The organism is Nonomuraea spiralis (genome assembly GCF_014648435.1).
GTDB lineage: Bacteria > Actinomycetota > Actinomycetes > Streptosporangiales > Streptosporangiaceae > Nonomuraea > Nonomuraea spiralis.
Window position 1 is genome coordinate 138,205 of record NZ_BMRC01000014.1, and the last position, 24,771, is coordinate 162,975.

General features: G+C 69.9%; 16 protein-coding genes. 7 read left to right on the plus strand and 9 right to left on the minus strand.

All coding sequences use genetic code 11. From position 1 onward, the window contains the following. The first annotated feature begins 444 nt into the window (after window positions 1-444). Window positions 445-2,925, plus strand: a complete 2,481-nt coding sequence (gene leuS, locus IEZ27_RS31500) for a leucine--tRNA ligase (RefSeq protein ID WP_189650554.1) — start codon at window positions 445-447, stop codon at window positions 2,923-2,925. A gap of 30 nt (window positions 2,926-2,955) precedes the next feature. Here the strand turns inward: leuS and IEZ27_RS31505 are convergent, their stop codons facing one another. Together IEZ27_RS31505 and IEZ27_RS31510 are read right to left on the minus strand one after the other, a co-directional pair. Further along, complete coding sequence (locus tag IEZ27_RS31505) at window positions 2,956-3,924, minus strand: TIGR03557 family F420-dependent LLM class oxidoreductase (protein WP_189650555.1); 969 nt, start codon at window positions 3,922-3,924, stop codon at window positions 2,956-2,958. 28 nt (window positions 3,925-3,952) lie between these two features. After that, window positions 3,953-4,396 (minus strand): hypothetical protein, encoded by a 444-nt coding sequence (locus IEZ27_RS31510; protein WP_189650556.1) that lies wholly within the window; start codon window positions 4,394-4,396, stop codon window positions 3,953-3,955. A 157-nt stretch (window positions 4,397-4,553) separates the two neighbouring features. Here IEZ27_RS31510 and IEZ27_RS31515 point away from each other — a divergent pair, with 157 nt between their 5' ends. Further along, window positions 4,554-7,700, plus strand: coding sequence for a S41 family peptidase (locus IEZ27_RS31515; RefSeq protein ID WP_189650557.1), 3,147 nt, complete (start codon window positions 4,554-4,556; stop codon window positions 7,698-7,700). Between the two features lie 35 nt (window positions 7,701-7,735). Here IEZ27_RS31515 and IEZ27_RS31520 read toward each other — a convergent pair whose 3' ends face one another. Further along, complete coding sequence (locus IEZ27_RS31520) at window positions 7,736-8,845, minus strand: MalY/PatB family protein (protein ID WP_229824523.1); 1,110 nt, start codon at window positions 8,843-8,845, stop codon at window positions 7,736-7,738. Between the two features lie 780 nt (window positions 8,846-9,625). Further along, the gene (gene lexA, locus IEZ27_RS31525) at window positions 9,626-10,333 is read right to left on the minus strand and encodes a transcriptional repressor LexA (RefSeq protein ID WP_125639695.1); all 708 of its coding nucleotides are present in this window, start codon (window positions 10,331-10,333) and stop codon (window positions 9,626-9,628) included. A gap of 2,121 nt (window positions 10,334-12,454) precedes the next feature. Between lexA and nrdR the strand changes: the two genes are divergently transcribed. Both nrdR and IEZ27_RS31535 read left to right on the plus strand, forming a co-directional pair. Then, entirely contained in the window at window positions 12,455-12,910 is a 456-nt protein-coding gene (gene nrdR / locus IEZ27_RS31530) for a transcriptional regulator NrdR (RefSeq protein ID WP_103955744.1), read from the plus strand. Continuing rightward, window positions 12,907-15,711, plus strand: a complete 2,805-nt coding sequence (locus IEZ27_RS31535; protein ID WP_189650558.1) for a vitamin B12-dependent ribonucleotide reductase — start codon at window positions 12,907-12,909, stop codon at window positions 15,709-15,711. The genes nrdR and IEZ27_RS31535 overlap by 4 nt, the downstream gene beginning before the upstream one ends. Window positions 15,712-15,814: 103 nt before the next feature. On the opposite strand, the gene IEZ27_RS31540 is transcribed toward IEZ27_RS31535, so the two are convergent. Next, window positions 15,815-16,645: a glycerophosphodiester phosphodiesterase gene (locus IEZ27_RS31540; protein ID WP_189650559.1), complete on the minus strand. Its 831-nt coding sequence runs from the start codon at window positions 16,643-16,645 to the stop codon at window positions 15,815-15,817. 218 nt (window positions 16,646-16,863) lie between these two features. Beyond that, window positions 16,864-19,425 (minus strand): glycosyl hydrolase family 18 protein, encoded by a 2,562-nt coding sequence (locus IEZ27_RS31545; protein ID WP_229824524.1) that lies wholly within the window; start codon window positions 19,423-19,425, stop codon window positions 16,864-16,866. A gap of 99 nt (window positions 19,426-19,524) precedes the next feature. Between IEZ27_RS31545 and IEZ27_RS31550 the strand changes: the two genes are divergently transcribed. Then, window positions 19,525-20,916 carry an MFS transporter gene (locus tag IEZ27_RS31550; protein ID WP_189650560.1) on the plus strand — a complete coding sequence of 464 codons (1,392 nt, stop codon included), beginning with the start codon at window positions 19,525-19,527 and terminating at the stop codon, window positions 20,914-20,916. Here the strand turns inward: IEZ27_RS31550 and IEZ27_RS31555 are convergent. From IEZ27_RS31555 to IEZ27_RS31565, 3 genes are all read right to left on the minus strand, one after another. Continuing rightward, a complete protein-coding gene (locus tag IEZ27_RS31555) occupies window positions 20,876-21,328 on the minus strand; it encodes a pyridoxamine 5'-phosphate oxidase family protein (RefSeq protein ID WP_189650561.1) in 453 nt (150 codons plus the stop codon). The two genes, IEZ27_RS31550 and IEZ27_RS31555, sit on opposite strands and share 41 nt — an antisense overlap. 62 nt (window positions 21,329-21,390) lie before the next feature. Further along, window positions 21,391-21,792: an ester cyclase gene (locus IEZ27_RS31560; RefSeq protein WP_189650562.1), complete on the minus strand. Its 402-nt coding sequence runs from the start codon at window positions 21,790-21,792 to the stop codon at window positions 21,391-21,393. 29 nt (window positions 21,793-21,821) lie between these two features. After that, window positions 21,822-22,286, minus strand: coding sequence for a hypothetical protein (locus tag IEZ27_RS31565; RefSeq protein WP_189650563.1), 465 nt, complete (start codon window positions 22,284-22,286; stop codon window positions 21,822-21,824). A gap of 117 nt (window positions 22,287-22,403) precedes the next feature. Between IEZ27_RS31565 and IEZ27_RS31570 the strand changes: the two genes are divergently transcribed. Further along, window positions 22,404-23,609 (plus strand): amidohydrolase, encoded by a 1,206-nt coding sequence (locus tag IEZ27_RS31570; RefSeq protein WP_189650564.1) that lies wholly within the window; start codon window positions 22,404-22,406, stop codon window positions 23,607-23,609. A 75-nt stretch (window positions 23,610-23,684) separates the two neighbouring features. After that, window positions 23,685-24,770: a PrsW family intramembrane metalloprotease gene (locus IEZ27_RS31575; RefSeq protein ID WP_189650565.1), complete on the plus strand. Its 1,086-nt coding sequence runs from the start codon at window positions 23,685-23,687 to the stop codon at window positions 24,768-24,770. Window position 24,771: the final 1 nt, after the last annotated feature.

The following is a 24,771-nucleotide window of genomic DNA, read 5'->3' on the forward strand; positions in this document are numbered from 1 at the left end:
CTCCGTTGCCATTGCTGCCGGCCCTCCCGAGGTTGTGTCCGGATCTGCCGCTATATCCGGATTTGACGTACCAGGCATGATCTCATGGGATTTTCCAGGAGATACGGCTGGTTTCGCAGCGAAACGAGCGAAGCCGTGCGGATCGGTTGGCGGATCCTGCAGTGGCAGGTCGCCCCCCGATCGATCTGGCTCAGCTGGGTACACCACGCGACGACAGTATTCTAATGGGACATATGAGGTCACAACGGATACATCACCATCAGGTCTCGCTGGACCTGAAGGATCTATTGTGCCTGCGCTGGTCGATCGAGTATCTGCATTCCGTCGAAGACGTGCGCTAGGCTTGACACATGCGTTCCGCGACCCTGCTTCTTAGCGGGCCGCGACGGCCCTGAGAGGTCTCGCCGTCGCGGCTACCCCTCGTTGTGCACGAGGGGTTTTCTTATGGGTCCGAGTCAAGCCAGAAGGACAGTAGCCGTGAGTGAGTACGACCCGCAGGCGCTGCAGGCCAAGTGGCAGCAGCGATGGGAGGAACAGGAGCCCTACCGGGCGAGCGAGGACGCGGCCGACCCCCGGGAGCGGCGCTACATGCTCGACATGTTCCCCTACCCGTCGGGCGACCTGCACATGGGCCACGGCGAGGTGTTCGCCATCGGCGACGTCGTCGCGCGCTACTGGATGCAGCAGGGCTACAACGTCCTGCACCCGATCGGCTGGGACTCCTTCGGGCTGCCCGCCGAGAACGCCGCGATCAAGCGCAACGCCCACCCCGCCGAGTGGACCTACGCCAACATCGAGACGCAGGCCAACTCCTTCCAGCGCTACGGCATCTCCTTCGACTGGTCGCGCCGCCTGCACACCAGCGACCCCGAGTACTACCGCTGGAACCAGTGGCTGTTCATCCGCTTCTTCGAGCGCGGCCTGGCCTACCGCAAGGGCGGCCTGGTCAACTGGTGCCCCAACGACCAGACGGTGCTGGCCAACGAGCAGGTCGTGGCGGGCAAGTGCGAGCGCTGCGGCGCCGACGTCATCCGCCGCGAGCTGACGCAGTGGTACTTCAAGATCACTGACTACGCCCAGCGCCTGCTGGACGACATGCAGCAGCTGACCGGCTGGCCCGAGCGCCTGCTGACGATGCAGCGCAACTGGATCGGCCGCTCCGAGGGCGCCGACGTGCTGTTCGAGATCGAGGGCCGCGAGGAGCCGGTCCACGTCTACACCACGCGCCCCGACACCCTGTACGGCGCCACGTTCTTCGTCGTCGCGGTCGACGCCGCGCTGGCCGACGAGATCGTCACCGACGAGCAGCGTCCGGCCTTCGAGGCCTACCGCGCCGAGGTCGCCAAGCTGAGCGACATCGAGCGCCTGTCCACCGACAAGGAGAAGACCGGCGTCTTCCTGGGCCGCCACGCGGTCAACCCGGTCAGCGGCGAGCGCATCCCGGTCTGGGCGGCCGACTACGTGCTGTCCGACTACGGCCACGGCGCGATCATGGCCGTGCCCGCCCACGACCAGCGCGACCTCGACTTCGCCAGGAAGTTCGAGCTGCCGGTCCAGGTCGTCGTCCACACCGGGCTGGCCGACCCCGGCGAGACCGGCGAGGCCACGCCCGGCGAGGGCACGCTGGTCAACTCCGGCCCGCTGGACGGCCTGACCAAGGCCGAGGCGATCTCCAAGATCATCGAGATCCTGGAGGTCGAGGGCAGGGGCACCGGCGCGGTCAACTTCCGGCTGCGCGACTGGCTGCTGTCCCGCCAGCGCTTCTGGGGCACGCCGATCCCGATCATCCACTGCGCCGACTGCGGCGAGGTGCCCGTCCCCGACGAGCAGCTGCCCGTCACGCTGCCCGACCTGCGCGGCGAGGCGCTGGCGCCCAAGGGCGTATCCCCGCTGGCCAGCGCCACCGAGTGGGTCAACGTCGAGTGCCCCAAGTGCGGCGGGCCGGCCAAGCGCGACACCGACACGATGGACACGTTCGTCGACTCGTCCTGGTACTACCTGCGCTACACCTCGCCCGGCTACACCGACGGGCCGTTCGACCCCGAGCAGGTGCGCAAGTGGGGCCCGATCGACCAGTACGTCGGCGGCATCGAGCACGCCGTGCTGCACCTGCTGTACTCCCGCTTCTTCACCAAGGTCCTGCACGACATGGGCATGGTGGACTTCACCGAGCCGTTCCTGCGCATGCTGAACCAGGGGCAGGTGATCAACGGCGGCAAGGCCATGTCGAAGTCCCTGGGCAACGGCATCGACCTGGGCCAGCAGATCGACGCGTTCGGCGTCGACGCCGTACGCCTGACGATGATCTTCGCCGGCCCGCCGGAGGACGACATCGACTGGGCCGACGTCTCGCCGGCCGCCTCGCAGAAGTTCCTGGCCCGCGCGCTGCGCGTGATGTCCGAGGCGAGCGCCGAGCCCGGCGTGCCGTTCGAGGGCGGTGACACCGAGCTGCGCAAGGCCACCCACCGCACGATCGACGAGGTCACCAAGCTGGTGGAGTCCCAGCGCTTCAACGTCGCGGTGGCCCGGATGATGGAGCTGACCTCGGCCGCGCGCAAGGCCATCGACTCCGGTCCCGGCGCGGCCGACCCGGCGGTGCGCGAGGCCGCCGAGTCGCTGGCCGTCATGTTGTCGCTGGTGGCCCCGTACGTCGCCGAGGAGGGCTGGGAGCGCCTGGGCCGCACGGGTCCGGTCGCCGTCGCCGGCTGGCCGGTCGCCGACCCCGCGCTGCTGGTGCAGGAGTCGGTCACGTGCGTGGTGCAGGTGGCGGGCAAGGTGCGCGACCGGCTGGAGGTCGCGCCCGACATCTCCGAGGACGAGCTGCGGGCCCTGGCCCTGGCCTCCGACAAGGTGGCCGGCTACCTCCAGGGTGCGCCGCGCAAGGTGATCGTGCGCGCGCCCAAGCTGGTCAACATCGTCCCGTAGCCGCGGCGAGGCCCGGAGCCTCGCCGCGGGCTAGATCCGGCGCAGGGCCGGCAGGAGCTCCTTCTCCGCCCAGTCGAAGAACGGCTCCTGCTGGTCGTGCCCGATCTGTACGAGCGCCACGTGCGTGTAACCGGCGTCGGCGAACTCCTTGACGCTCCGCACGACCGCGTCCACGTCCGCGCCGCAGGGCAGGCTTCCGGCGACGTCCTCCGGGCGTACCGAGCCGGCCGCGGCGGCGAAGTTCACCGGGCCGGGCAGCTCGGCCATGACCTTCCAGCCGCCGACGCCCGACCAGCGCCACAGCCGGTGCGCCCGTTCCCGGGCGGCCTCGGGGTCGGTGTCGTAGGCGATCGGGAGCTGGCCGTAGACCGGTCTGCCCTGGCCGCCCGCGGCGTTGAACAGCTGCACCACCTCGGGCATCGGGTCGTTGACGACCAGGACGTCGGCCAGCTCCGCGGCGATCTCGGCCGAGCTGCCCCCGGACGCGGCGATGCCGATCGGGACCCGCTCGCCGGGCAGGTCGTAGAGCTTGGCGGAATCCACGTCGTAGAACTCGCCCTGGTAGGTGACGTACTCGCCGCTGAACAGCTCCTTGATGATCCGTACGGCCTCGGTGAACATCCGGTGCCTGGTGTCCACGGGCGGCCAGCCCTCGCCGACGACGTGCTCGTTGAGGTTCTCGCCGGCGCCCAGGCCGAGCGTGAACCGGCCCTCGCTCAGCACTCCCATCGTGGCGGCCTTCTGCGCCACGACGGCGGGGTGGTAGCGCATGATGGGGCAGGTCACGTACGTCATGAGCGGCAGACGCTCGGTGACCTGCGCCGCGGCGCCCAGCACCGACCAGCAGTACGGCGAATGTCCCATCTCCTCGACCCACGGGAAGTAGTGGTCGGAGATCACCGCATAGTCGAACCCGACGTGTTCGGCGGTGGCGGCGTAGTCGACCAGTTCGCGGGCCGGAGTCTGCTCCGACATCAGGGTGTAGCCGATTTGCACCATACGGTCGGACTACCCCGGTTTGTCCGGATTAGCGTTGGGCGTCTGAAGATCGCGGGCACCGGCCGAGTTCCTCGATGACCAGGCCCAGCCCGATGCCCAGCAGCCAGATGTCCTTGGACAGGCCGATGCCCTGCTGGGTCGGGCGCAGGCTGCCCTCCTCGCGCATGCCCGGCGTCTTGAGGTAGAGCCCGAGGAGTCCCGCGGCGAACGCGGTCAGCCCGGCCCCGACCAGCAGCGACGGCACGAAGGGCAGGATGAGCGCGGCCCCGAGGGCGATCTCCCCCTTCGACAGCAGCCGGGTGAAGGCCACCGGATCCTGGCCGCGCAGGAACGGGTACGTGCCCGAGGCCATGCCGTGCAGGCCGGCGGCGGTCTGGTCGTCGGCGTGGGCCTTGCCGAGCCCTGAGTTCAGGATGACGGCGGCGGCGGCCAGCCGGGGCGGGAGCTGGTGCGGGCGAGCGAAAAATCTCATGATTCCTCACTAGTTGTGATTTGTGGCGATCTGGCTCCTGCCCTGCCCTCCTCCACGCATCCGGGGACCCGGCCGGTCTTGGCTGTTCCCGGAGGGTGAACGAGTGCTGAGAGAGAAATTCTTTAGCCGATTTGGTGTTGCGCATTAGTGTCTAGCTGTGACAAATGGCGCATACCTGAGATATCCACATCTGTCCGGTGACCTGGTCACCTTCGTCGCCGACGACGATGTCTGGCTCGCTCCCGTCACCGGCGGGCGGGCCTGGCGCTTCACCGCCGACCGCGTGCCGGTGTCGTCCCCGAGGTTCTCGCCCGACGGCACGCGCATCGCCTGGACCGGCGGCAAGGAGGGCGCCCCCGAGGTGTTCGCGGCCGAGCTCGACGGTCCCGAGGGCGAGCGGCTGACGCACTGGGGCAACGCGATGACCGGCGTCCGCGGCTGGACCGCCGACGGGGCCGTCCTCGCGGTCAGCTCCACCGGCGAGGGGGCGCGTACCCGTACCTGGGCCTACGCGGTCCCGCTCGACGGGGGACCGGCGGCGCGGCTGCCGTACGGATGGGTCAGCGAGGTCGCCGTCAGCGGCGCGAAGGTCGCCACGGCGTCCTCGATCTGGCGCGAGCCCTCGCAGTGGAAGCGCTACCGGGGCGGCACCGCGGCCAAGATCTGGGTCGACGCCGAGGGCGACGGGGAGTTCACCAGGTTGTTCGCCGACAGCCCGGCGCAGTACTGGGCGGTCAACTGGGTCGGCGACCGGATCGTCTACCTGTCCGACGCCGACGGCGCCGGGAATCTCTACTCGGCCCTCCCGGACGGCTCCGACGTGCGCCGGCACAGCGCGCACGAGGGGTTCTACGCCCGTCACGCCACCAGCGACGGCCAGCGGGTGATCTACAGCCACGCGGGGGACCTGTGGGTGCTGGAGAGCCTGGACGCCGAGCCGTACAAGCTGGAGGTCAAGCTCGGCGGGCCGCGGCCCGGACGCGCCCGCCGGCCCGCGCCCACGCGCGCCGGGGCCTTCTCGCCCGACGCGACCGGGCGGGCCAGCGCGGTCGAGATCCGCGGCACCGCGCACTGGGTGACCCACCGTGACGGCCCCGCCGGCGCGCTGCGCGTGGAGCCCGGCGTCCGGGTACGCCTGCCGCGCGCCCTCGACGCCGACGGCCGGGCCGTGTGGGTCTCCGACGCCGGCGGCGAGGACGGCCTGGAGATCGGCACGCCCGGCGGCGAGGTCAGGACCCTCGCCCAAGGGCAGCTCGGCAGGGTGCTCGAACTGAGCGCCGCGCCCGACGGCAAGCACGCCGCGGTGGCCACCCACGACGGCCGGCTGCTGGTCGTGGACCTGGAGTCGGGCAACCTGCGGGAGCTGGACCGCACCACGCAGGGCGACATCAGCGGGCTCGCCTTCTCCCCGGACTCCGGCTGGCTGGCCTGGGTGCACCCGGACCACGAGCCGCTGTCGCAGATCAAGATGGGCCGCGTGGACGGCACGTCGGTGATCGACGTCACGCCGCTGCGCTTCTCCGACTACGACCCGGTGTTCACCCAGGACGGCAAGCATCTGGCGTTCCTGTCGGTGCGCACGTTCGACCCGGTCTACGACGCGCACGTGTTCGACCTGTCGTTCCCGGCGGGCTGCCGGCCGTACATCGTGCCGCTCCAGGCCACCACGCCGTCGCCGTTCGACCCCTCGTTGCAGGGGCGGGGCTTCAACGGCGAGGAGGACAAGGCCGCCAAGGAGGACAAGAAGGACGACGCGCCGCCGCGTACCGAGGTGGACCCCGAGGGGCTGGCCTCGCGCGTGGTGGCCGTACCGGTGCCGGCGGCCCGCTACGGCAACCTCAGGACCGCCAAGGACGCGCTGCTCTGGCTCCGCCACCCCGTGACCGGCCAGCTCGGCGACGGCACCGAGCAGTCCGCCGAGATCGTGCTCGAACGCTACGACCTCAAGAAGCGCGCCAAGAGCGAGCTGGGCAAGGAGGTACGGGTCTTCGAGGTCAGCGGCGACGGCAGCAGGCTCGTCACCAATGGCAAGAACGGCCTCCAGACGCGCTCGGCCGGCGAGGGCGACGAGGTCGTCACGATCGACCTCGACCGGATCACCGTCCAGATCGACCCGCTCGCCGAGTGGCTCCAGGGTTACCGCGAGGCCGGACGGCTCATGCGCGACCACTTCTGGCGCGAGGACATGGGCGGCGTCGACTGGCAGGCCGTCCTCGACCGGTACGAGCCGCTGGTCTCCCGCCTCGGCTGCCACTCCGAGCTGATCGACCTGCTCTGGGAGGTACAGGGCGAACTGGGCACCTCGCACGCCTACGCCCGGGGCAACGACGGGGTCAACGACCCGCGCCGCCGCCAGGGCCTGCTCGGCGCGGACCTGGTCAAGGACGAGGACGGGACCTGGCGGGTCGAGCGCGTCCTGCCCGGCGAGACCTCCGACCACGCGGCCCGCTCGCCGCTGCTCGCCCCCGGCGTCGCGATCCGGCCCGGTGACGCCGTCGTGGCCGTCGGCGGCCGTCCGGTCGATCCGGTACGCGGCCCGCTCGCGCTGCTGTCCGGCACCGCCGACCAGCCCGTCGAGCTGACCGTACGGCCCGCGGCCGGCGGCTCGCCGCGTCGCGTCGTCGTCACCCCGCTCGCCGACGAAGGCCAGCTCCGCTACCACGACTGGGTGGAGAACCGGCGGGCGTTCGTACGGGAGTCGTCCGGTGGGCGGCTCGGGTACCTGCACGTACCGGACATGGTGGCCTCCGGGTGGGCGCAGTTCCACCGGGACCTGCGTACCGAGATGGCCTTCGAGGGGCTCATCGTGGACGTGCGCGAGAACGGCGGCGGGCACCTGTCCGAGCTGGTCCTGGAGAAGTTGTCGCGCAAGGTCACCGGCTGGGCGCGGGCCCGCGGCTACGAGCCGATGCGCTACCCCGAGGACTCCCCGCGCGGGCCCATCGTGGCCGTCACCGACGAGTTCGCCGGGTCCGACGGCGACATCGTCAGCGCCGGGATCAAGAACCGGGCCATCGGCCCGCTCGTCGGCACCCGCACGTGGGGCGGCGTCATCGGCATCGACTCGCGCTACTCCCTGGTGGACGGGACCGTGGTGACCCAGCCGCGGTACTCGTTCTGGCTGGAGGGGCCGGGCTGGGGCGTGGAGAACCACGGCGTCGACCCCGACGTCGAGGTCGTGATCACGCCGCAGGACCGCGTGGCCGGGCGCGACACGCAACTGGAGAAGGCGATCGAGCTGGCGCTCGCCACCCTTGAGGAGCACCCGGCCGCCACCGCGCCGGATCTGCCGCCGCTGGGCTGACCCGGCTCCTGAGGGGCGGCCCGGCGGGCCGCCCCTCAGCTCAGCCTGGTGAGGATCTCCGACAACACGGTTTCCGTCGTGGCGAAGTTCAGCCGTACGTAGTCCGCGCCGCCCGGTCCGAACCCGGCCCCGTCATTGAGCCTCACCTTCGCCTCCCGCTCGATGACCTCCGCCATGCCCGGCCGCCCGGTGTGCAGCCACGCCAGGTACGTGGCCTGCGGGATCCGGTACCTGTACCGGTCCGGCAGGCGTTCGGCGATCAGGCGGCGGTTGCGGTCGAGCAGCGCCCGCGTGTCGTCGAGCCAGGCGTCGCCGTGCCGCCAGGCCGCGACCGTGGCCTCCACCCCGAACAGGTGCGCCGACCCGAACAGGAACGGCGGCTGCGCCGCCACGGCCGCGCGTACGCCGGGGTGCCCCAGGTGGGCGACCGAGCAGCGGATGCCGCCCAGGTTGAACGCCTTCGTCGCCGAGGTGAGCGTGACCGTGCGCTCGGGGAGGATCGTGGCGAAGGGGATGTGCCGGTGCGGCTCGTACGTCAGATCGGCGTGGATCTCGTCGGCGATGACCAGCAGGTCGTGGCGTTCGGCGTGCTCGGCCAGTTCTTCCAGCTCCTCCCGCGTGAACACCCGGCCCGTCGGGTTCTGCGGGTTGACCAGCAGGAGCACCCGGCAGCCGGACAGATCGGGCACCTCGAAGCGCCAGGCGTCGCCGTCGGGTTCGAGCTGGATGGGGACGAGGGGGCGTTGCATGACGTCGAGGGTCGTCAGGAACGGGTGGTAGGCCGGGGTGTGCAGGGCGACGCCGTCCCCGGGCCGGGTCCAGAGATGCAGCAGCACCTGGAGCGCCTGGTTGATGTCGCTGAACGTGTGGACGTACGAGGGGTCGGCCGCCCAGCCGTGGCGGGTGGTCATACGTTCGGCGAACGCCTCGGCCAGGGGGCCGCTCTGCGGCTGGTCGAGCCAGGTGGGATAGCCGAGGTCGCCGGTGGCGCGGCGGGTCAGGGCGTCGATGACCTCCGGGGCTGTGGAGAGGTCCATGTCGGCGATCCAGGCCGGGATGACGTCGGGCGTGACGAACGCCCACTTGAGCCCGTCATGCGTCTCTTTGAGGGCCTTCAGGTCATTTGGGGGGAATACGTCGTTCACGGGCACATCTTAGGTTTCCGCGCCCGGACGGGAGGCGGCGGGTGAACCCCCATCCCTGGACCGGGGCGGCGCGTCCGGTTGAGCGGTCATTGCGGCCCTTGAGGGACGCCCGCATCCTTTCGGTCAACCATCAGCTCGGGCTTGTGTGTCCTCTGGGAGCCGCGCCTCTCGGGCGACCCGGTAGTACTGCGGCGCCAGGGCCGTCCGATGAGCCCGACCATGCGCACCTGTGCGGCGCCCGGGACGTCCGATGAGCCTGACCATGCGCACCTCTGCGGCCCGGCAACCGGTGGTGCTCAGGGGCGTGCACGCTCTGTGCGGTGCTTCTTTCGCGGCCTGCCCGTGATCACTGCTGTTCACCGTGTGATGCTAGCGCTAACACTCGGCGGCCCGTTCGTACCAGGGTCGTCGCTACGTGATGTCGCGTGATCCTCTGCCCATGGGGGCCGTCCACGCGAGCGCACCGCCCCGGTTGTGTGTCCGGCCTGCCGTTGCGTGTGCCTGGCTCGTTCGTGTGCCGGGCATCGTTCAGGCTGCTCCGGGCTGTCCCGGGCCGGTCGAGGGTCGCCACGACGTGAAGGTGGCTGCCATCCGACTGGATGGAGCCTCGTCGTGGGGACCGTCGTTCGGCGTGAGTGCGAGTGCGGGCGTGTGCGACGTGCGAGGGACCGCGCCTCGACGCGGACGACCGCAGCCCTCGTACAAGGGACTCCGGGTTCGCGAGGAGGTGGACGGTCGCAGCCCTCCTGAAAAGGGTGGCTGCCGACCGGTCGCGAAGGGTCAGAGGCGGCGGAGGACGGCCACCACCTTGCCCAGAACGCTGGCCTCATCACCGGGGATGGGCTCGTAGTTCGGGTTGTGGGGGACCAGCCAGACGTGCCCGTCCTTGCGCTTGAACGTCTTGACCGTGGCCTCGCCCTCGATCATGGCGGCCACGATGTCACCGCTCTCGGCGACCGGCTGCTGACGGACGACCACCCAGTCGCCGTCGGCGATGGCGGCCTCGATCATCGAGTCACCGGCGACCTGGAGCAGGAAGAGCGTGCCCTCACCGACGAGCTGCTTGGGCAGGGCGAAGACGTCTTCCACGCTCTCCTCGGCCAGGATCGGGCCACCGGCGGCGATGCGGCCGACGAGTGGGACGTAGGCCGCGGTCGGCCGGCTCACCGGCGCCTCGTCGTCAGTGGCGTCGGGGTCGACCCACAACACGGGCTCACCGGGCAGCCGAACCTCCAGGGCTCGCGGCCGGTGCGGGTCGCGCCTCAGATAGCCCTTGCGCTGCAACGCGGTCAATTGGTGCGACACGCTGGACGTGCTCGTCAGCTGCACGGCCTCGCCGATCTCGCGCATCGAGGGCGGATATCCGCGCTGCTGCACCGAATCGCGAATCACTTCGAGGATCTTGCGCTGCCTGGGAGTCAGGCCCAGGGAGTCGCGCCGGCGCACCGCGAGGTCTGTGACCCCGTTAGCGTCATCCCGCTCACTCATGCTCTTCCTCCTCGCCTGGCGGCGGCCCGCCTCACCGGCGAACCTCCCGGTCCGTGGTCTTGATGTCGCACACAGCGACCGTATCGCTGTTGAAGATCATCTTCAAACAATTGTTCGAGTCTTCCTCGAAATTGTTGCCACCGTGGTGTACAACATCGTACGGGAGTTCGATCGACACCGTGTTCGATTTGCTGATCCAATTTTGGCCGGTTCCTCGGGCCGGGCGGCGGGAGGTCAATCGTGCGAACGACCACGAGCACCTATTCGACCAGCGGCGACGTCAACCGGCTCACGCTCATCGCCGACGCCACGCAGGGCGGGGACCGGCGGGGGGACGCCGGCCGTACGGACTCAGAGCGCCGTGTCACCCAGGGAAAGGGGCGGGGGACGAATTCGAACACCCGGCGGCGGCGCACGGTCGGCGCCTCCGGCGCTGCGCGCGGCTCCGAGTCTGCCGCCCGCCGGGCGCCGGGCGGCGGTGACGGTCGGCCCCGGTTGTGGCTGGTCCCTTCTCCGCGTCCCGATGGGGACACCGCCGACCAGGCGGTGCCGCCGAGGGGCGATGACACGCTGACCGGCCGCCGCCGCGCCGCCCCAGGGAGTACGGGAGCGCCTGGGAAGCGCCGGCCGGAAGGGGGCGCGGGCGAGATGCGGGAACGGCGTTCGGGCGAGGCGGTCGGACGGGTCGAGAGGCGGGAACGCCGGTCGGCTGCGGCGGCCGATCGTGTCGTCGGTCGGGGGCGGCGTCCTTGGGAGGGCGGTCGGCTTGAGGGGCGGGGGCGGCGTTCGGGGGAAGGGGCGGCTGGGAGCAGGGAGCGGGGACAGGCGGGGGGCGGGCCGGGTGGCTCGGGGCGTCGGGGGACGCGAGGGGATGTACGTGGTGGTGGCGAGGCTCGCGGGGGGCGAGAGGTGTTGGGGCGTGTAGTGGGCGCGGGGAATGCTCGGGCCGGGAACGGCGCCGGACATGCCGGGCGCGCGTGGAGTCGTCGTGCGTTGCGGCGGAACGGGCGTACGGGGGAGAAGGTCTCTCGGGGGAGTGGTGGCGTCAGGACGCCTGCTCCTCCGGTGCGGCTGACTCGGCGGGGGCGGATCGTGCTGGTGGTGGGGATGGTGTTGCTGTCTTTGGGCGGGTTCTGGCTCGGTACGCGGGCTGCGGGGCATGCGGCTGCGGGTGGTGTGGGGTCCGGTCATGTGGGGCTGTCATGGGCGGGGGACACGCTGTGGGGGAGTGCCGACGTGCCGGGGGCTTTAAGCAGCTGAACGGGGTCGCCGACTCGGTGATCTGATCCGGTCCGGGGTGGCCCCTACGTTTTCGGCCGGATCGTCGGCGGGTGACGTGCTGGGGTGCGGATCGGCGGATGTGCCGGTGTTCGGGGGCGATGATATGGGTGCTGTTGGGCTCTGACCTGCCCTCTTATGGGGGGCTGCCCCTCGGCTGGGGTGCATCGGGCCGGCTGGGGGCTTCGTAGGGTGGTTTCTCGCCGTGTGAGGGCTCACTGAGGCGGTGGTGCTGACCTGCGCATGGGCCATCCGGCCTGCAACGCCGCGCCCTAGCGAGCGGCGGCACTCCTGAACGGCGCCCAGGCGCTCTGCGCTCTTCTGAGGGCAAGCCGCCATCCCGTGCGACGGGACTTTGGGTGGTGCCGGGCGTGCACCGAGACCATCACGGCTTATGGGCGGTGGTGCTGTGTTCGGTGGCCCGCGTCGTACCCCCTGTGGGAATGGGGATCAGGGGGTGCGGGCTTTGGGAGCGGGGTGTGGGAGGTGGGTGGAGTGGGTGTGGGCTCCGGTACCTTTGTGGAGCTTGTTTGGCCTGGTGGTTCTCGGGGTGGCGTGGGGGCGCGTCCGCCGGGAAGTGGTGGCGTCGGAGGCGCGACACGCCCGGGACGGCTGTGACTCAGGGGCTGATCAGCGACTTCGGCTCGATGGTGTTGCTCAACTTGCGTTCATGGTCGCGCGCTTCTACGGTTGGACCACAACATCTAGTAGTTACACCGATGTCGGTTCACCACACCTTGTGTTTCCGTGACCGCTCCATGGTCAGCCATGGGGCGTGCGCGAGCGTACCGCGGCGCGGGTTTTACGCGTGTGGTGGGCCGGGCAGGGTCAAGGAGGCGAAGCGTGCACTGTCCGTTCTGTCGCCACCCTGACACCAGGGTCATCGACAGCCGGTCCACGGACGACGGCGCGGCCATCAGGCGCCGCCGCACCTGTCCCGAGTGCGGGCGCAGGTTCACCACGCAGGAGACCGTCCTGTTGATGGTGAGCAAACGCAGCGGGGTGACGGAGCCGTTCTCGCGGGACAAGGTCGTCGCGGGCGTGCGGCGGGCCTGTCAGGGCAGGCCGGTCAGTGAGGACTCGCTGGCGCAGCTCGGGCAGCGTGTCGAGGAGGCCATCCGGGCCAAGGGCGCGGCCGAGCTGCCGTCCAACGAGGTGGGCCTGGCGATCCTCGGCCCGCTGCGGGAGCTGGACGAGGTGGCCTACTTGCGATTCGCATCGGTTTATCGCGGTTTCGAGAGCCTGGCGGACTTCGAGGCCGAGATCTCACAGTTGAAGGCGGAGAAGGGGGAGTCATGACGGACACGGCCAGCGGTTCAGTGGCGCGCGGGGGTAAGCGGCCGCGTAAGGGGTTGCGGATGAAGCGGATCTTCACGAAGCCCGGCGTGCACCCGTATGACGAGATCCAGTGGGAACGCCGTGACGTCGTCATGACGAACTGGCGCGACGGCTCGATCAACTTCGAGCAGCGGGGCGTCGAGTTCCCCGAGTTCTGGTCGGTGAACGCCGCCAACATCGTGACGACCAAGTACTTCCGCGGCGCCGTGGGCACCCCGCAGCGCGAGTGGAGCCTGAAGCAGCTCGTGGACCGGGTCGTCGGCGTCTACACCAGGACGGGTGTGGAGCACGGCTACTTCGCCAGCGACGAGGACGCCGAGATCTTCGACCACGAGCTCAAGCACGCGCTGGTCCACCAGGTCTTCGCGTTCAACTCGCCGGTCTGGTTCAACGTGGGCACTGCCTCGCCGCAGCAGGTCAGCGCGTGTTTCATCCTCTCCGTGGACGACCAGATGGAGTCGATCCTGGAGTGGTACAAGGAAGAGGGCGTGATCTTCAAGGGCGGTTCGGGTTCGGGGGTCAACCTGTCCCGCATCCGTTCGTCCAAGGAGCTGCTCTCCAGCGGCGGCACGGCCAGCGGCCCGGTCAGCTTCATGCGCGGCGCGGATGCCTCCGCGGGCACGATCAAGTCGGGCGGCGCGACACGCCGGGCGGCCAAGATGGTCGTGCTCGACGTCGACCACCCCGACATCGAGGAGTTCATCGAGACCAAGGCGCGCGAGGAGGACAAGGTCCGCGCCCTGCGTGACGCCGGTTTCGACATGGACCTGGGCGGCAAGGACATCGTCTCCGTCCAGTACCAGAACGCCAACAACTCGGTGCGCGTCTCGGACGAGTTCATGAAGGCGGTGGAGAAGGGCGAGGAGTTCGGCCTGCGTGCCCGCCTGACCGGCGAGATCATCGAGAAGGTCGACGCTCAAGACCTGTTCCGCAAGATGGCCAAGGCCGCCTGGGAGTGCGCCGACCCGGGCCTGCAGTACGACGACACGATCAACGACTGGCACACCACGCCGGAGACCGGCCGGATCACCGCCAGCAACCCGTGCTCCGAGTACGTGCACCTGGACAACTCCTCGTGCAACCTGGCCAGCATCAACCTGCTGAAGTTCCTGAAGGACGACAACTCCTTCAACGTCGCCGACTTCGTCAAGCTGACCGAGCTGATCATCACCGCGATGGACATCTCGATCACCTTCGCCGACTTCCCGACCGAGAAGATCGGCGAGACCACGCGGGCCTACCGCCAGCTCGGCATCGGCTACGCCAACCTGGGCGCGCTGCTCATGGCCACGGGCCACGCCTACGACTCCGACGGCGGGCGCGCGGTGGCCGGGGCGATCACGTCGCTGATGACCGGTGTGTCCTACCGGCGCAGCGCCGAGCTGGCCGGGGTGGTGGGGGCGTACGACGGTTATGCCCGCAACGCCGAGCCGCACAAGCGCGTCATGCGCAAGCACGCCGCGGCCAACGACAACCTGCGCGCGGTCGGCACCATGGACGCGAAGATCCACGCCGAGGCGTCGCGCCAGTGGTCGGAGTGCCTGAAGGTCGGCGAGAAGAACGGCTACCGCAACGCCCAGGCCAGCCTCCTCGCGCCCACCGGCACCATCGGCCTGATGATGGACTGCGACACCACCGGCATCGAGCCGGACCTCGCGCTGGTCAAGTTCAAGAAGCTGGTCGGCGGCGGCTCGATGCAGATCGTCAACCAGACGATCCCGCGGGCGCTCAAGCAGCTCGGCTACCAGCAGGAGCAGATCGAGGCGATCGTCGAGTACATCTCCGAGCACGGCCACGTGGTCGACGCCCCCGGCCTGCGCAAGGAGCACTACGAGGTGTTCGACTGCGCGATGGGCGAGCGGGCCATCGCGCCGATGGGCCACGTGCGGATGATGGCGGCGGCCCAGCCGTTCCTGTCCGGCGCCATCTCCAAGACCGTCAACCTGCCGGAGTCGGCGACGATCGACGACATCGAGCAGGTCTACATGGAGGGCTGGAAGCTCGGCCTCAAGGCCCTGGCCGTCTACCGCGACAACTGCAAGGTCGGCCAGCCGCTGTCGGTCGGCAACGGCGCCAAGAAGGACGAGCCGAAGGCCGCCGAGCCCGAGGTCAAGGTCATCGAGGTCAACCGGCCGACCCGGCGGCGCATGCCCAACCAGCGCCCCAGCATGACCACCCGCTTCACCGTGGGCGGCGCGAAGGGCTACATGACCGCTTCGTCCTACCCTGACGACGGGCTCGGCGAGGTCTTCCTCAAGATGTCCAAGCAGGGTTCGACGCTGGCGGGCGTCATGGACGCCTTCTCGGTGGCGATCTCCATCGGCCTCCAGTACGGGGTGCCGCTGGAGACGTACATGAGCAAGTTCGTGAACATGCGGTTCGAGCCGGCGGGCATGACGGACGACCCGGACATCCGGATGGCCACGTCGGTGATGGACTACATCTTCCGTCGCCTGGCCCTCGACCACCTGCCGTACGACGAGCGGGCGGCCCTGGGCATCTTCTCGGCGGCCGAGCGCGCCGCGCAGCAGCGTGGCGAGGACCCAGCTGCGCTGCAGGAGGCGGTCGACCGCGAGGCGCTGGCCCAGTCGGCGCCCATCGAGGAGAAGCCGAAGGAGCAGCCGGTCAAGGAGCTGACGCTGGAGAGCCACCAGCGCTTCACGGCCGACGCGCCGCTCTGCATGACCTGCGGCACCAAGATGCGGCCCGCCGGAAGCTGCTACGTGTGCGAGGGTTGCGGTTCGACCAGCGGTTGCAGCTGACGCGACGACACGTACTGACGGCTTGAGGAGCCGGCAGGGGTGAGAACGGGGATCCGGGTCATGACCCGGATCCCCGTTCGTATTCCAGCGGTTCAGCCGTCGCTTACAGGGTTAGGTCGCGTAGGACGTCTGGTTTGTCGGTGATGATGCCGTCCACGTTGTACGTCAGCAGGCGCCGCATGACGTCCGGACTGTCCACGGTCCAGGTGAAGACCTTCATGCCGAGTTCGTGGGCGCGTTTCACGTACGACGAGGTGAGCGCGGTGTACGGCGGATTGACGTGGTCGGCGAACTTGGCCAGGTCGGGCAGCGCGGCGGTGTCCGGCGTGCCGAGCAGGCCGATCGGGACTTCGGGCAGCAACTGGTGGAAGGCGCGCATCGAGTCCCAGTCGAACGACTGCGCCACCAGCCGTCCGGGCACGAGCCAGGCGGGCTCGTCGCGCAGCGCGCGGACGACGCGGGACTCGATGTCCGGGTAGAGCCTCGGCTCCTTGACCTCCAGCAGCAGGCCGAGTCCGGTGCCGGCCATCGCGCGCAGCGCCTCGCGCAGGGTCGGGACCCGTTCGCCGGTGTACTCCCGGTCGAACCAGGAACCCGCGTCCAGCCTGCGGATCTGCGCCAGCGTGAGGTCGCGTACCCGCCAGGGGGCCAGGCCGGGCAGGACACGTTCGGCGTCGGTGGTCCGGGCGAGGGTGGTGTCGTGCATCAGGACCAGCTCGTGGTCCTTGGTCTCCTGGACGTCCAGCTCGAACATGTCGGCCCCCTGGCGGGCGGCGAGCTGGAAGGCGGCGATGGTGTTCTCCGGCGCGTACGCCGAAGCGCCCCGATGGGCGACGTTGACCACTGTGGCCGACGCGGTGGCCGACGCGGTGGCGGGCGGAGAGGCCAGGGGGAGGAGGGCGAGGGGCAGGAACAGGGCGAGTCGCCGGAACATGGATCTCCTCGGTTGGGGAGAGACCGACAAACTCGACCGTGACAAGGCCGGATGACTGTCAGTTGAGGGCAGAGTAACGCAGAGGTGCCCGTCCGATGAGCCTTCGACACGCCGGTACACCCGCCGGTACAGCGGCCGGAACACGCGCCGGAACGCACGCCGGAACGTCGAAAGGGGCGGCCCGCCCCCCGGCGGTCCGCCCCTTCTGTGTGCTGGTGTTACCTCAGACCTGCGTCCAGCGCGGTGGTCAGGACGCCGGGGTCACCGGACATCTCCCAGATCATCGCGCCCAGCAGCCCCTTGCTCTTCAGCCAGGCGGTCTTCTTGCCGATCGACCAGGCGTCGTCGAACGACCACCACTGCCCGTTGTTCCCGGTGTAGCAGTAGGTGGCCACGGCGACCTCGTCGTGCCGGATCGTGCAGCCGGGGACCATGGCGAGCAGGTTGCTGTAGCCGCGCGTGCCCGCCTCCTCCTGGAACTGGCCGGGCGCGGCGCCGTGCGCGTCCTGCCATTCGCCGTTCTTGCCGCCGTCGGTCACCTGCTGCCAGCCGCGGCCGTAGTAGGCCAGGCCGATGGTGAGCTTGCGCGGGTTGACGCCTGCCTGGAGGTAGACGTTCACGGCCTTCTCCACGCTGAAGTCCGGGTTGTACGGACTGTCCGCGTCGAGGTACAGGTTGCCCTGGTGGCCGGTGCGGTTCGGCTCCCAGGAGTTGTCGCTGCCCGCGCCGTGGAAGTCGTAGCCCTGGATGTTGAAGATGTCCAGCGACTTGGCGACCTCGGGCAGGTCCCAGCCGGCGGCGATCTTGGCCGGGTCGGCCGGGGTGAACGCCGTGAGCTGGTACCGCTTGCCGGTCGTCGTCGTCAGCGCGTCGAGCTGGCGGCGGAACTCGGCGATGAGCAGCGTGTTGTTGGCCTTGTCGTTCGGACTGATGTGGTTGCCCGCGTGCCCTTCGGCGCCCGGCCACTCCCAGTCGAGGTCGATGCCGTCGAAGATGCCGGCGGCCGTGCCCGGCCCGCCCTTGCCGTTGTAGTCGGGCAGGTTGCCCTTGATGTAGGTGTCGATGCAGGAGGCCGCGAACTTCTTGCGCGAGGCGTCGGTCGCCGCCACGTCGGAGAAGTACTTGGAGTACGTCCAGCCGCCGAGCGAGATCAGCACCTTCAGGTTCGGGTACTTCGCCTTGAGCTTCTTGAGCTGGTTGAAGTTGCCCTGGAGCTTCTCCCAGCCGGTGTCGGCGACACCGTCCACCGACTGGGCGGAGCTGAACGGCCTGCCGTAGTCGGCCTCGGCGTCACCGGCGCCGTCGCCCTGGCTCGGGTCCTGCGGGTCGGACGTGGTGCCCTTGGTGACGCCCTGGAGGCAGGTCAGGTTCCTCGGATCGATGTTGGCGAAGGCGTAGTTGATGTGGGTCAGCTTCGCCGCGGCGCCGGTGGTGTCCAGGTTGCGGACGAAGTACTGGCGGCCGTAGATGCCCCACTGCACGAAGTAGCCGACGCGGGCGTACCCGGTCTCGACGATGTCCGACGTCGTCACCTTCACCTCGGCGGAGGCGGCGGAGACGTTGTCGTACAGGTCGCGGGCCTTGACCGTGAAGGGGTACTCGGTCGAGGGGGACAGGCCGGAGACGACCGCCGTGGTGCCCGTGACGGTCGTGGCCAGGGTCGGGCCGACGAAGACGTCGTAGTTGGCCACGCCGGAGTTGTCGGTGGAGGCCGTCCAGGCCAGGGTGACGCTGCTGGACGACTTGGCCGTGCTGCGCAGGCCCGACGGAACCGTGGGCGCCTGCGTGTCGTCGGCCGGGTTGCGGGTGGTGACCTTCACCGGTGCGGAGGCGGCCGAGAGCGTGCCCTTGCGGTCCTTGGCCTTGACGGTGAAGGTGTACTCGGTGTTCGGCGTCAGGCCGGAGACGGTGCCCGAGGTCTCGGTGACCGAGGCGGCCAGGGCCGTGCCGTTGTAGATCTCGTACCCGACGATGGGGAGGCTGCCCTGGGTGGCGGCGTCCCAGGCGAGGGAGACGGTCTTGGTGGTCCTGACCGGCGAGCGCAGGTTCCCGGGGGCGCCGGGCGGCGCGTCGGGGGTGCCGTCGCAGTTGACGTCGTTGATCCGGCAGCTCGTCGGCTCGGCGTTGGCCGTGCTCACGGTGAAGCTCGGGCTGTACGGCTCGGTGGTCGCGCCCGCGTTCACGGTCGTGTTGTAGTGGACGGGAGTCAGGGTGACGGTCCGTCCGCTCTGGGTGAGCGAGCCGTTCGAGGCGTTGCTCGCGGTGACGCCGGCGGGCAGGTCGAAGACGATCGACCAGCCGTTCAGCGCGGTGGTGCTGTTGTTGGCGACGATGAACTTGGCCGAGGTGCCGCTCACGTCGTACGTGGCGCTGACCGGCGGCTTGGCGGGCGGGTCACCTCCGGTGCCGTCGCAGTTGGCGCCGTTGATCAGGCAGTTCGTCGGCTGGACGGCCGAGCTCAGCGTGACCTTGGGACTGTACGGCTCGGTGTTCTTCCCCGCTTGCACGGTGTTGATATAGAAAGCGGGGGTGAGCGTCACCTTGGTGCCGTTCTGGCGGATGGTGGCGTTCTGGGGATTGCTCGCGGTGACCCCGGACGGCAGTTCGAAGACGATCGACCAGCCGCTGACGGCGGTCGTGCCGGGGTTGTTCACGAGGAAGGTGCCGGTGTTCCCGGAGAGGGAGAACGTGGCGATGAGGCGGCTCGCGGCCTGTGCGGGAAGGGTGCACATGCCGATGATCACGAGAACGGCGATCAGGGGGGTGACTAATCGGCGCACGTCAAGGACCTTTCTTTAAAGAAAGTTTCCTAACAATTACGCGGATAGTAAGCCCGTCCCACTGAACTTGCAAGAGCCCGGCTGATCTAGCCTGACAAGATGAGAGGGGTACTGCCGGTCCTGCTGTCGGCCTGGTTCATGGCCCAGTTCGACTTCTTCGTGGTCAACGTGGCCGCGCCCGCCATCGAGCACGACCTGCGCGCCGGTCCGGCGGCCCTGGAGCTGATCGTGGCCGGGTACGCCTTCACGTACGCCGCGGGCATGATCACCGGCGGCCGGCTCGGCGACCGCTACGGCTACCGGCGCCTCTTCGTCTACGGCGTGGCCGGCTTCACCGTCGCCTCGGTGTTGTGCGGGCTCGCCCCGGGCGCGGCCTGGCTGGTGGCCGCCCGCCTGCTCCAGGGCCTGGCGGGCGCCGTCATGGTGCCCCAGGTGCTGGCCATGATCTCGGCCGTCTACCCGCCGGAGCGGCGCGGCCGCGCCATCGGCTGGTACGGCGCCGCCGGCGGCCTCGGCTCCATCGCCGGCCAGGTGCTCGGCGGCCTGCTGCTGACCGCCGACGTGTTCGGCCTAGGCTGGCGGGTCATCTTCCTGATCAACCTGCCGGTCGGCCTGGTCGTCGTGCCGCTGGCCCGATGGCTGCTGCCCGAGGCCGACCCGCGCGAGGCGGTCGGGTTCGACCTGCCGGGCGCGGCGGGCCTCGCCGCCGGGCTGGCGTTGCTGCTGGTGCCGCTGGGCCTGGGCAACAGCCTGGGCTGGCCCGCCTGGACGTGGGGCGCCATGGCGGCGAGCGCGCCGGTGTTCGCGCTGACCTGGTGGTGGCAGCGGACCCTGGCCGCCCGCGGCGGGCAGCCGGTGCTCGACCTCGGCCTGCTCAAGGTCCACTCCTACCTGGCGGGCGTCGGCGCGATCGTCGCGTTCATGGCGTACTTCGCCTCGTTCATGTTCACGCTGACGCTGCTGCTGCAGAACGGGCTCGGGCTCACCGCGTTCCAGGCGGGGCTGGCGTTCGCGCCGATGGGCGTGCTGTTCACCGTGACCTCGCTGCTGGGCACCCGCCTGGTCGGCCGGTACGGGCTCGTCGTCGTCATGGTGGGCGGCCTGGTCACCGCCCTCGGGCTGGCGCTGCTGGTGGTGGGGGCCGGGCGCGGGCTGCCGTACATCATGGTCGCGCTCGTGCTCGTGGGGGCGGGCAACGGCCTGGTCCTGCCCCGGCTCATCGGCGCCGCGCTGGTGGAGGTCGCGCCGCACCAGGCCGGCATCGGGTCGGGGGTGCTCAGCACGGCGCAGCAGTTTGCCGGCGCGGGCGGCGTCGCCGTGATCGGGGCGGTCTACTTCGCGGTCGCCGAGGGCGGCCACCACGCGCGGGCCATGCGCTGGTCGGCCGCCATCGACCTGGCGCTGATCCTGCTCGTGGTCGCGATGGTGGCCTACAACCGGCGGCGCGCCGTCAGGAAGGCATCGGCAGCAGGGTCCCGTAGAGGCGCCTGACCCTGATCCTGACCACCAGCCGGCGGTCGGCGACCATGCGGTGCAGGAACGCCAGCTCGCCCCCGGCGTCGCCGAACGACGGCTGCATGGCCAGCAGCTCCAGCCCCACCTCGTCACCCGGCCGGTCGCTCACGGGGGACAGCTCGGCCTCGCCCTCGGCGACGGCGTAGGAGCCGAAGTCGTCGCTGGCGACGTAGAGCGCGCAGCGGGCGTCCTTGTGCAGGCGGCGTACCGTGAGCCGGTCGGCGACGGTCGAGATCCGCACCACCCGGGGCCGCGGGTCCCAGGTGTAGACCACGGTGGACAGTTGCGGGGGGCCGCCTGCGCCGTTGGTGGCGAGCGCGCCGAAGCGCTGGCCGGCGAGCAGTGCCGACAGAGCCTCCTCGGGCAGCTCCAGCGGCTGTGCCCCCATCGCCCCCATACCGCCTATTGCCTCCTGTGACATCCCTCGACCCCCGTCGTGATGCGGAGATATCAGCCTATCCCGAGTTGTCGGGAGAGTGACTGTGCGTCGGAGATCACCCAATATTCGGAGAATCGTCCGTCCGTCGCACGCAGGAGGTCGTGCCCGGAGAACGAGATCCGGGTGCCCGGCGGGGCGCTCGCGCCGGGCAGGCCGCCGCCCCGGTAGGCGCCGCTGAACGTCCACCGGGCGGCGACCAGGTCACCGTCGACGGCCGGGCCCACGTCGAGCGTGACCCGGACGTCGTCGAACGGCTCGCGGCCCTGCCGGATCGCCTCGGCCAGCCCTTCGGGGCCGTGCACGTCCAGGCCGGGCCAGTGGCCGACGAATTCCTGGGTGACCAGGTCGGGCACGAGGGTGAGGTCGCCGTTCCACAGTTCGAGCAGCCAGCGCTCGTACAGTTCGGTCAGCATGGCGGCAGCCCTACCCGCGCGGGACGCGCTCAGCCGCAGTTGCCCCAGCTGGTACGGCCACCGCCCGCGATGTGCCCGTTGGTCCCCTGGATCGTGCCCCAGAACTTCACGCAGGCGCTCTTGGCCCAGTACTTGACCGGCCCGGCGTACTGCCCGAACTTGCCGGCGTCCATGCGGACGATCGGGTCCTGCTTCTCGTCCTTGCGCGCCTTGGGCATGACGGTGAGCCTGGCGCTCATCTGCGTCTTTGAGCCGATGAAGCTCGACTTGATCGTGACGACGCAGTTCTCGCCGGTCCCGCGGTTGTAGAGCAGGTAGACCGTGCCGTAGCGCTGGCCGCTCTGGGTCTTGACGGGCTTCGTGCCGTCGGAGATCAGCCCGAAGCCGGAGCCGCAGATGCTCTGCGGGCTGCTCGCGGCCGTGGCGTTCGCCGGGGCCGCGACAACGCCGCTGAGGCCGATCGCCGCCGTGAGAAGGATTGCCTTTGACGGCATACGCACTAGTACGTCCCTTTCGGTTGGCCTTGACTCAAGATCTCGACAAGCATGCCCGAAACATGGTTATCGGTCCAGGCTTTAGGCCCAGAACCGAGGTGACTGTAAGTTGCCGCCATGACTCTTGCCATCACCCACGGATATGTCGTGCCCGTCGACGGCGACCCCATCGAGGACGCCACCGTCCTCGTCGCGGACGGAAAGATCGTCGCGGTGGGCAGGGACGTGGAGATCCCCGAGTCGGCGACCGTCGTGGACGCGGGCGGCGGCTGGGTGCTGCCCGGTTTCGTCGAGGCGCACGGCCACCTCGGCGTGTACGAGGAGGCCGAAGGCTGGGCCGGCGACGACACCAACGAGATGACCGACCCCAACGGCGCCCGGCTGCGCGCCCTCGACGCCATCAACCCGGCCGACCAGGGCTTCGCCGACGCGCTGTCCGGCGGCGTCACCACGGCCGTGATCAAGCCGGGGTCCGGCAACCCGATCGGCGGCCAGACGGTCGCGGTCAAGTGCTGGGGCAGGTCCGTCGACGAGATGCTGGTCAAGGAGCCGGTGAGCGTGAAGAGCGCGCTGGGGGAGAACCCCAAGCGCGTCTACGGGGACCAGAAGAAGCTGCCCTCCACCCGGCAGGGCGTGGCCGCGGTGATCCGCGACGCGCTCATGAAGGCGCAGGACTACAAGGCGAGGAAGGCCGCGGCCGAGCGTGAGGACAAGCCGTTCGACCGTGACGGCACGCTGGAGATCCTGGTCCGGGTGCTCGACGGCGAGCTGCCGTGGTGCCAGCACACCCACCGCGCCGACGACATCGCCACCGCGCTGCGCCTGGCCGCCGAGTTCGGCTACCGGGTGATCATCAACCACGGCACCGAGGGCCACCTGCTGGCCGACACGCTGGCCGAGCGGAACGTGCCCGTCATCATCGGCCCGCTGTTCACCAGCCGGTCGAAGGTCGAGCTGCGGCAGCGCGCCCTGCGCAACCCGGGCATCCTGGCGCGTGCCGGGGTCGAGCTGGCGATCACCACCGACCATCCCGTGGTGCCCATCCACTTCCTCGTCCACCAGGCCACCCTCGCCGTCAAGGAGGGGCTCGACCGGGACACCGCCCTGCGCTCGATCACCGTCAACCCGGCCCGCATCATGGGCATCGACGACCGCGTGGGCGCGCTGCGGCCCGGCCTCGACGGCGACGTGGTGATCTGGTCCGGCGACCCGCTCGACGTCATGAGCAGAGCACTGCGGGTGTTCGTCTCCGGGCGCGAGGTGTACTCGTACGTGGACGGGGAATCCGTCGTGGCCGACCCCTATTACCGCGAGTCACGGTGATGTAAGCGACTGTCAAGTGTGCGACGGCCGGGAACGCTCATAGTAGGTGCACCGAGTCGGAGAAAGGCGCCCCCCATGACAGCACCGCAGCCCGCCAAGAGACCCAGCAAGGCCCTCCTGATCGGATTGGTGGTCTCGGGCGTCATCGCCCTCATCGTCCTGGGGCTCATGCTGCGCAAAGGCGGGCCGGTCGGGTTCGGGTTGTCGGCGCTGCTGGGCATCGCGCCGCTGCCGGTACTGCTGGCGGCCGTGCTCTCGCTCGACCGGCTGGAGCCCGAGCCCAAGCTGCACCTCGCCTTCGCCTTCGCGTGGGGCGGCGGCGTGGCGATCGTGCTGGGCGTCGGGCTGACGCTGGCGGGCCAGGCGCTGTTCCTGCGGGCCGGCTACGGCACCCAGCTCGTCAACGACGTGGGCACGGTGTTCCTGGCCCCGGTGATCGAGGAGGCGCTCAAGGGCTCGGCGCTGCTGCTGCTCCTGCGCCGGAAACAGGAGATCGACGGCCTGACCGACGGCATCGTCTACGCCTCCATGGCGGGCCTCGGCTTCGCCGCCGTGGAGAACATCGGCTACTACCTGATCGCCTTCGGCCAGGACGGCACCGGCGCGGCGGTGCGGCTGTTCGTGCTCAGGGGGCTGATCGACCCGCTCGGCCATCCCATCTACACCTCGATGATCGGCCTCGGGGTCGCCTACGCGCTCACCCGCCGCACGCCCGCCAGGTTCGCCGCGATCCCGCTGGGCTACCTGGCCGCGGTCTTCCTGCACGGGCTCTGGAACGGCGCCGCCTCCACCCAGTCGCTGGCCTGGCTCGGCACGGCGTACCTGGTGATCATGGTGGCGCTCGTCCTGCTCATCGTCGTGACCGTGGCCGAACGCCGCCAGCTCATCTCCAAGATGGGCGTCTACCTGCCCGGTTACGCCTCGACGGGCCTGGTCGCCGAGGACGACCTGCGGATGCTGAGCACGCTCAAGGGCCGCAAGGAGGCCCGCAAGTGGGCCAGGGGCGCCGGGCTCGGCCGCGCGATGAGCGACTACCAGCAGGCGGCGACCGAGCTGACCATGCTGCACCTGCGGGCCGAACGGCAGGGCATGGAACCGCACAGGTTCACGGACGAGCGCGACGCGCTGCTGAACTCGATGGCCCAGGCCAGACGCTGGTAGC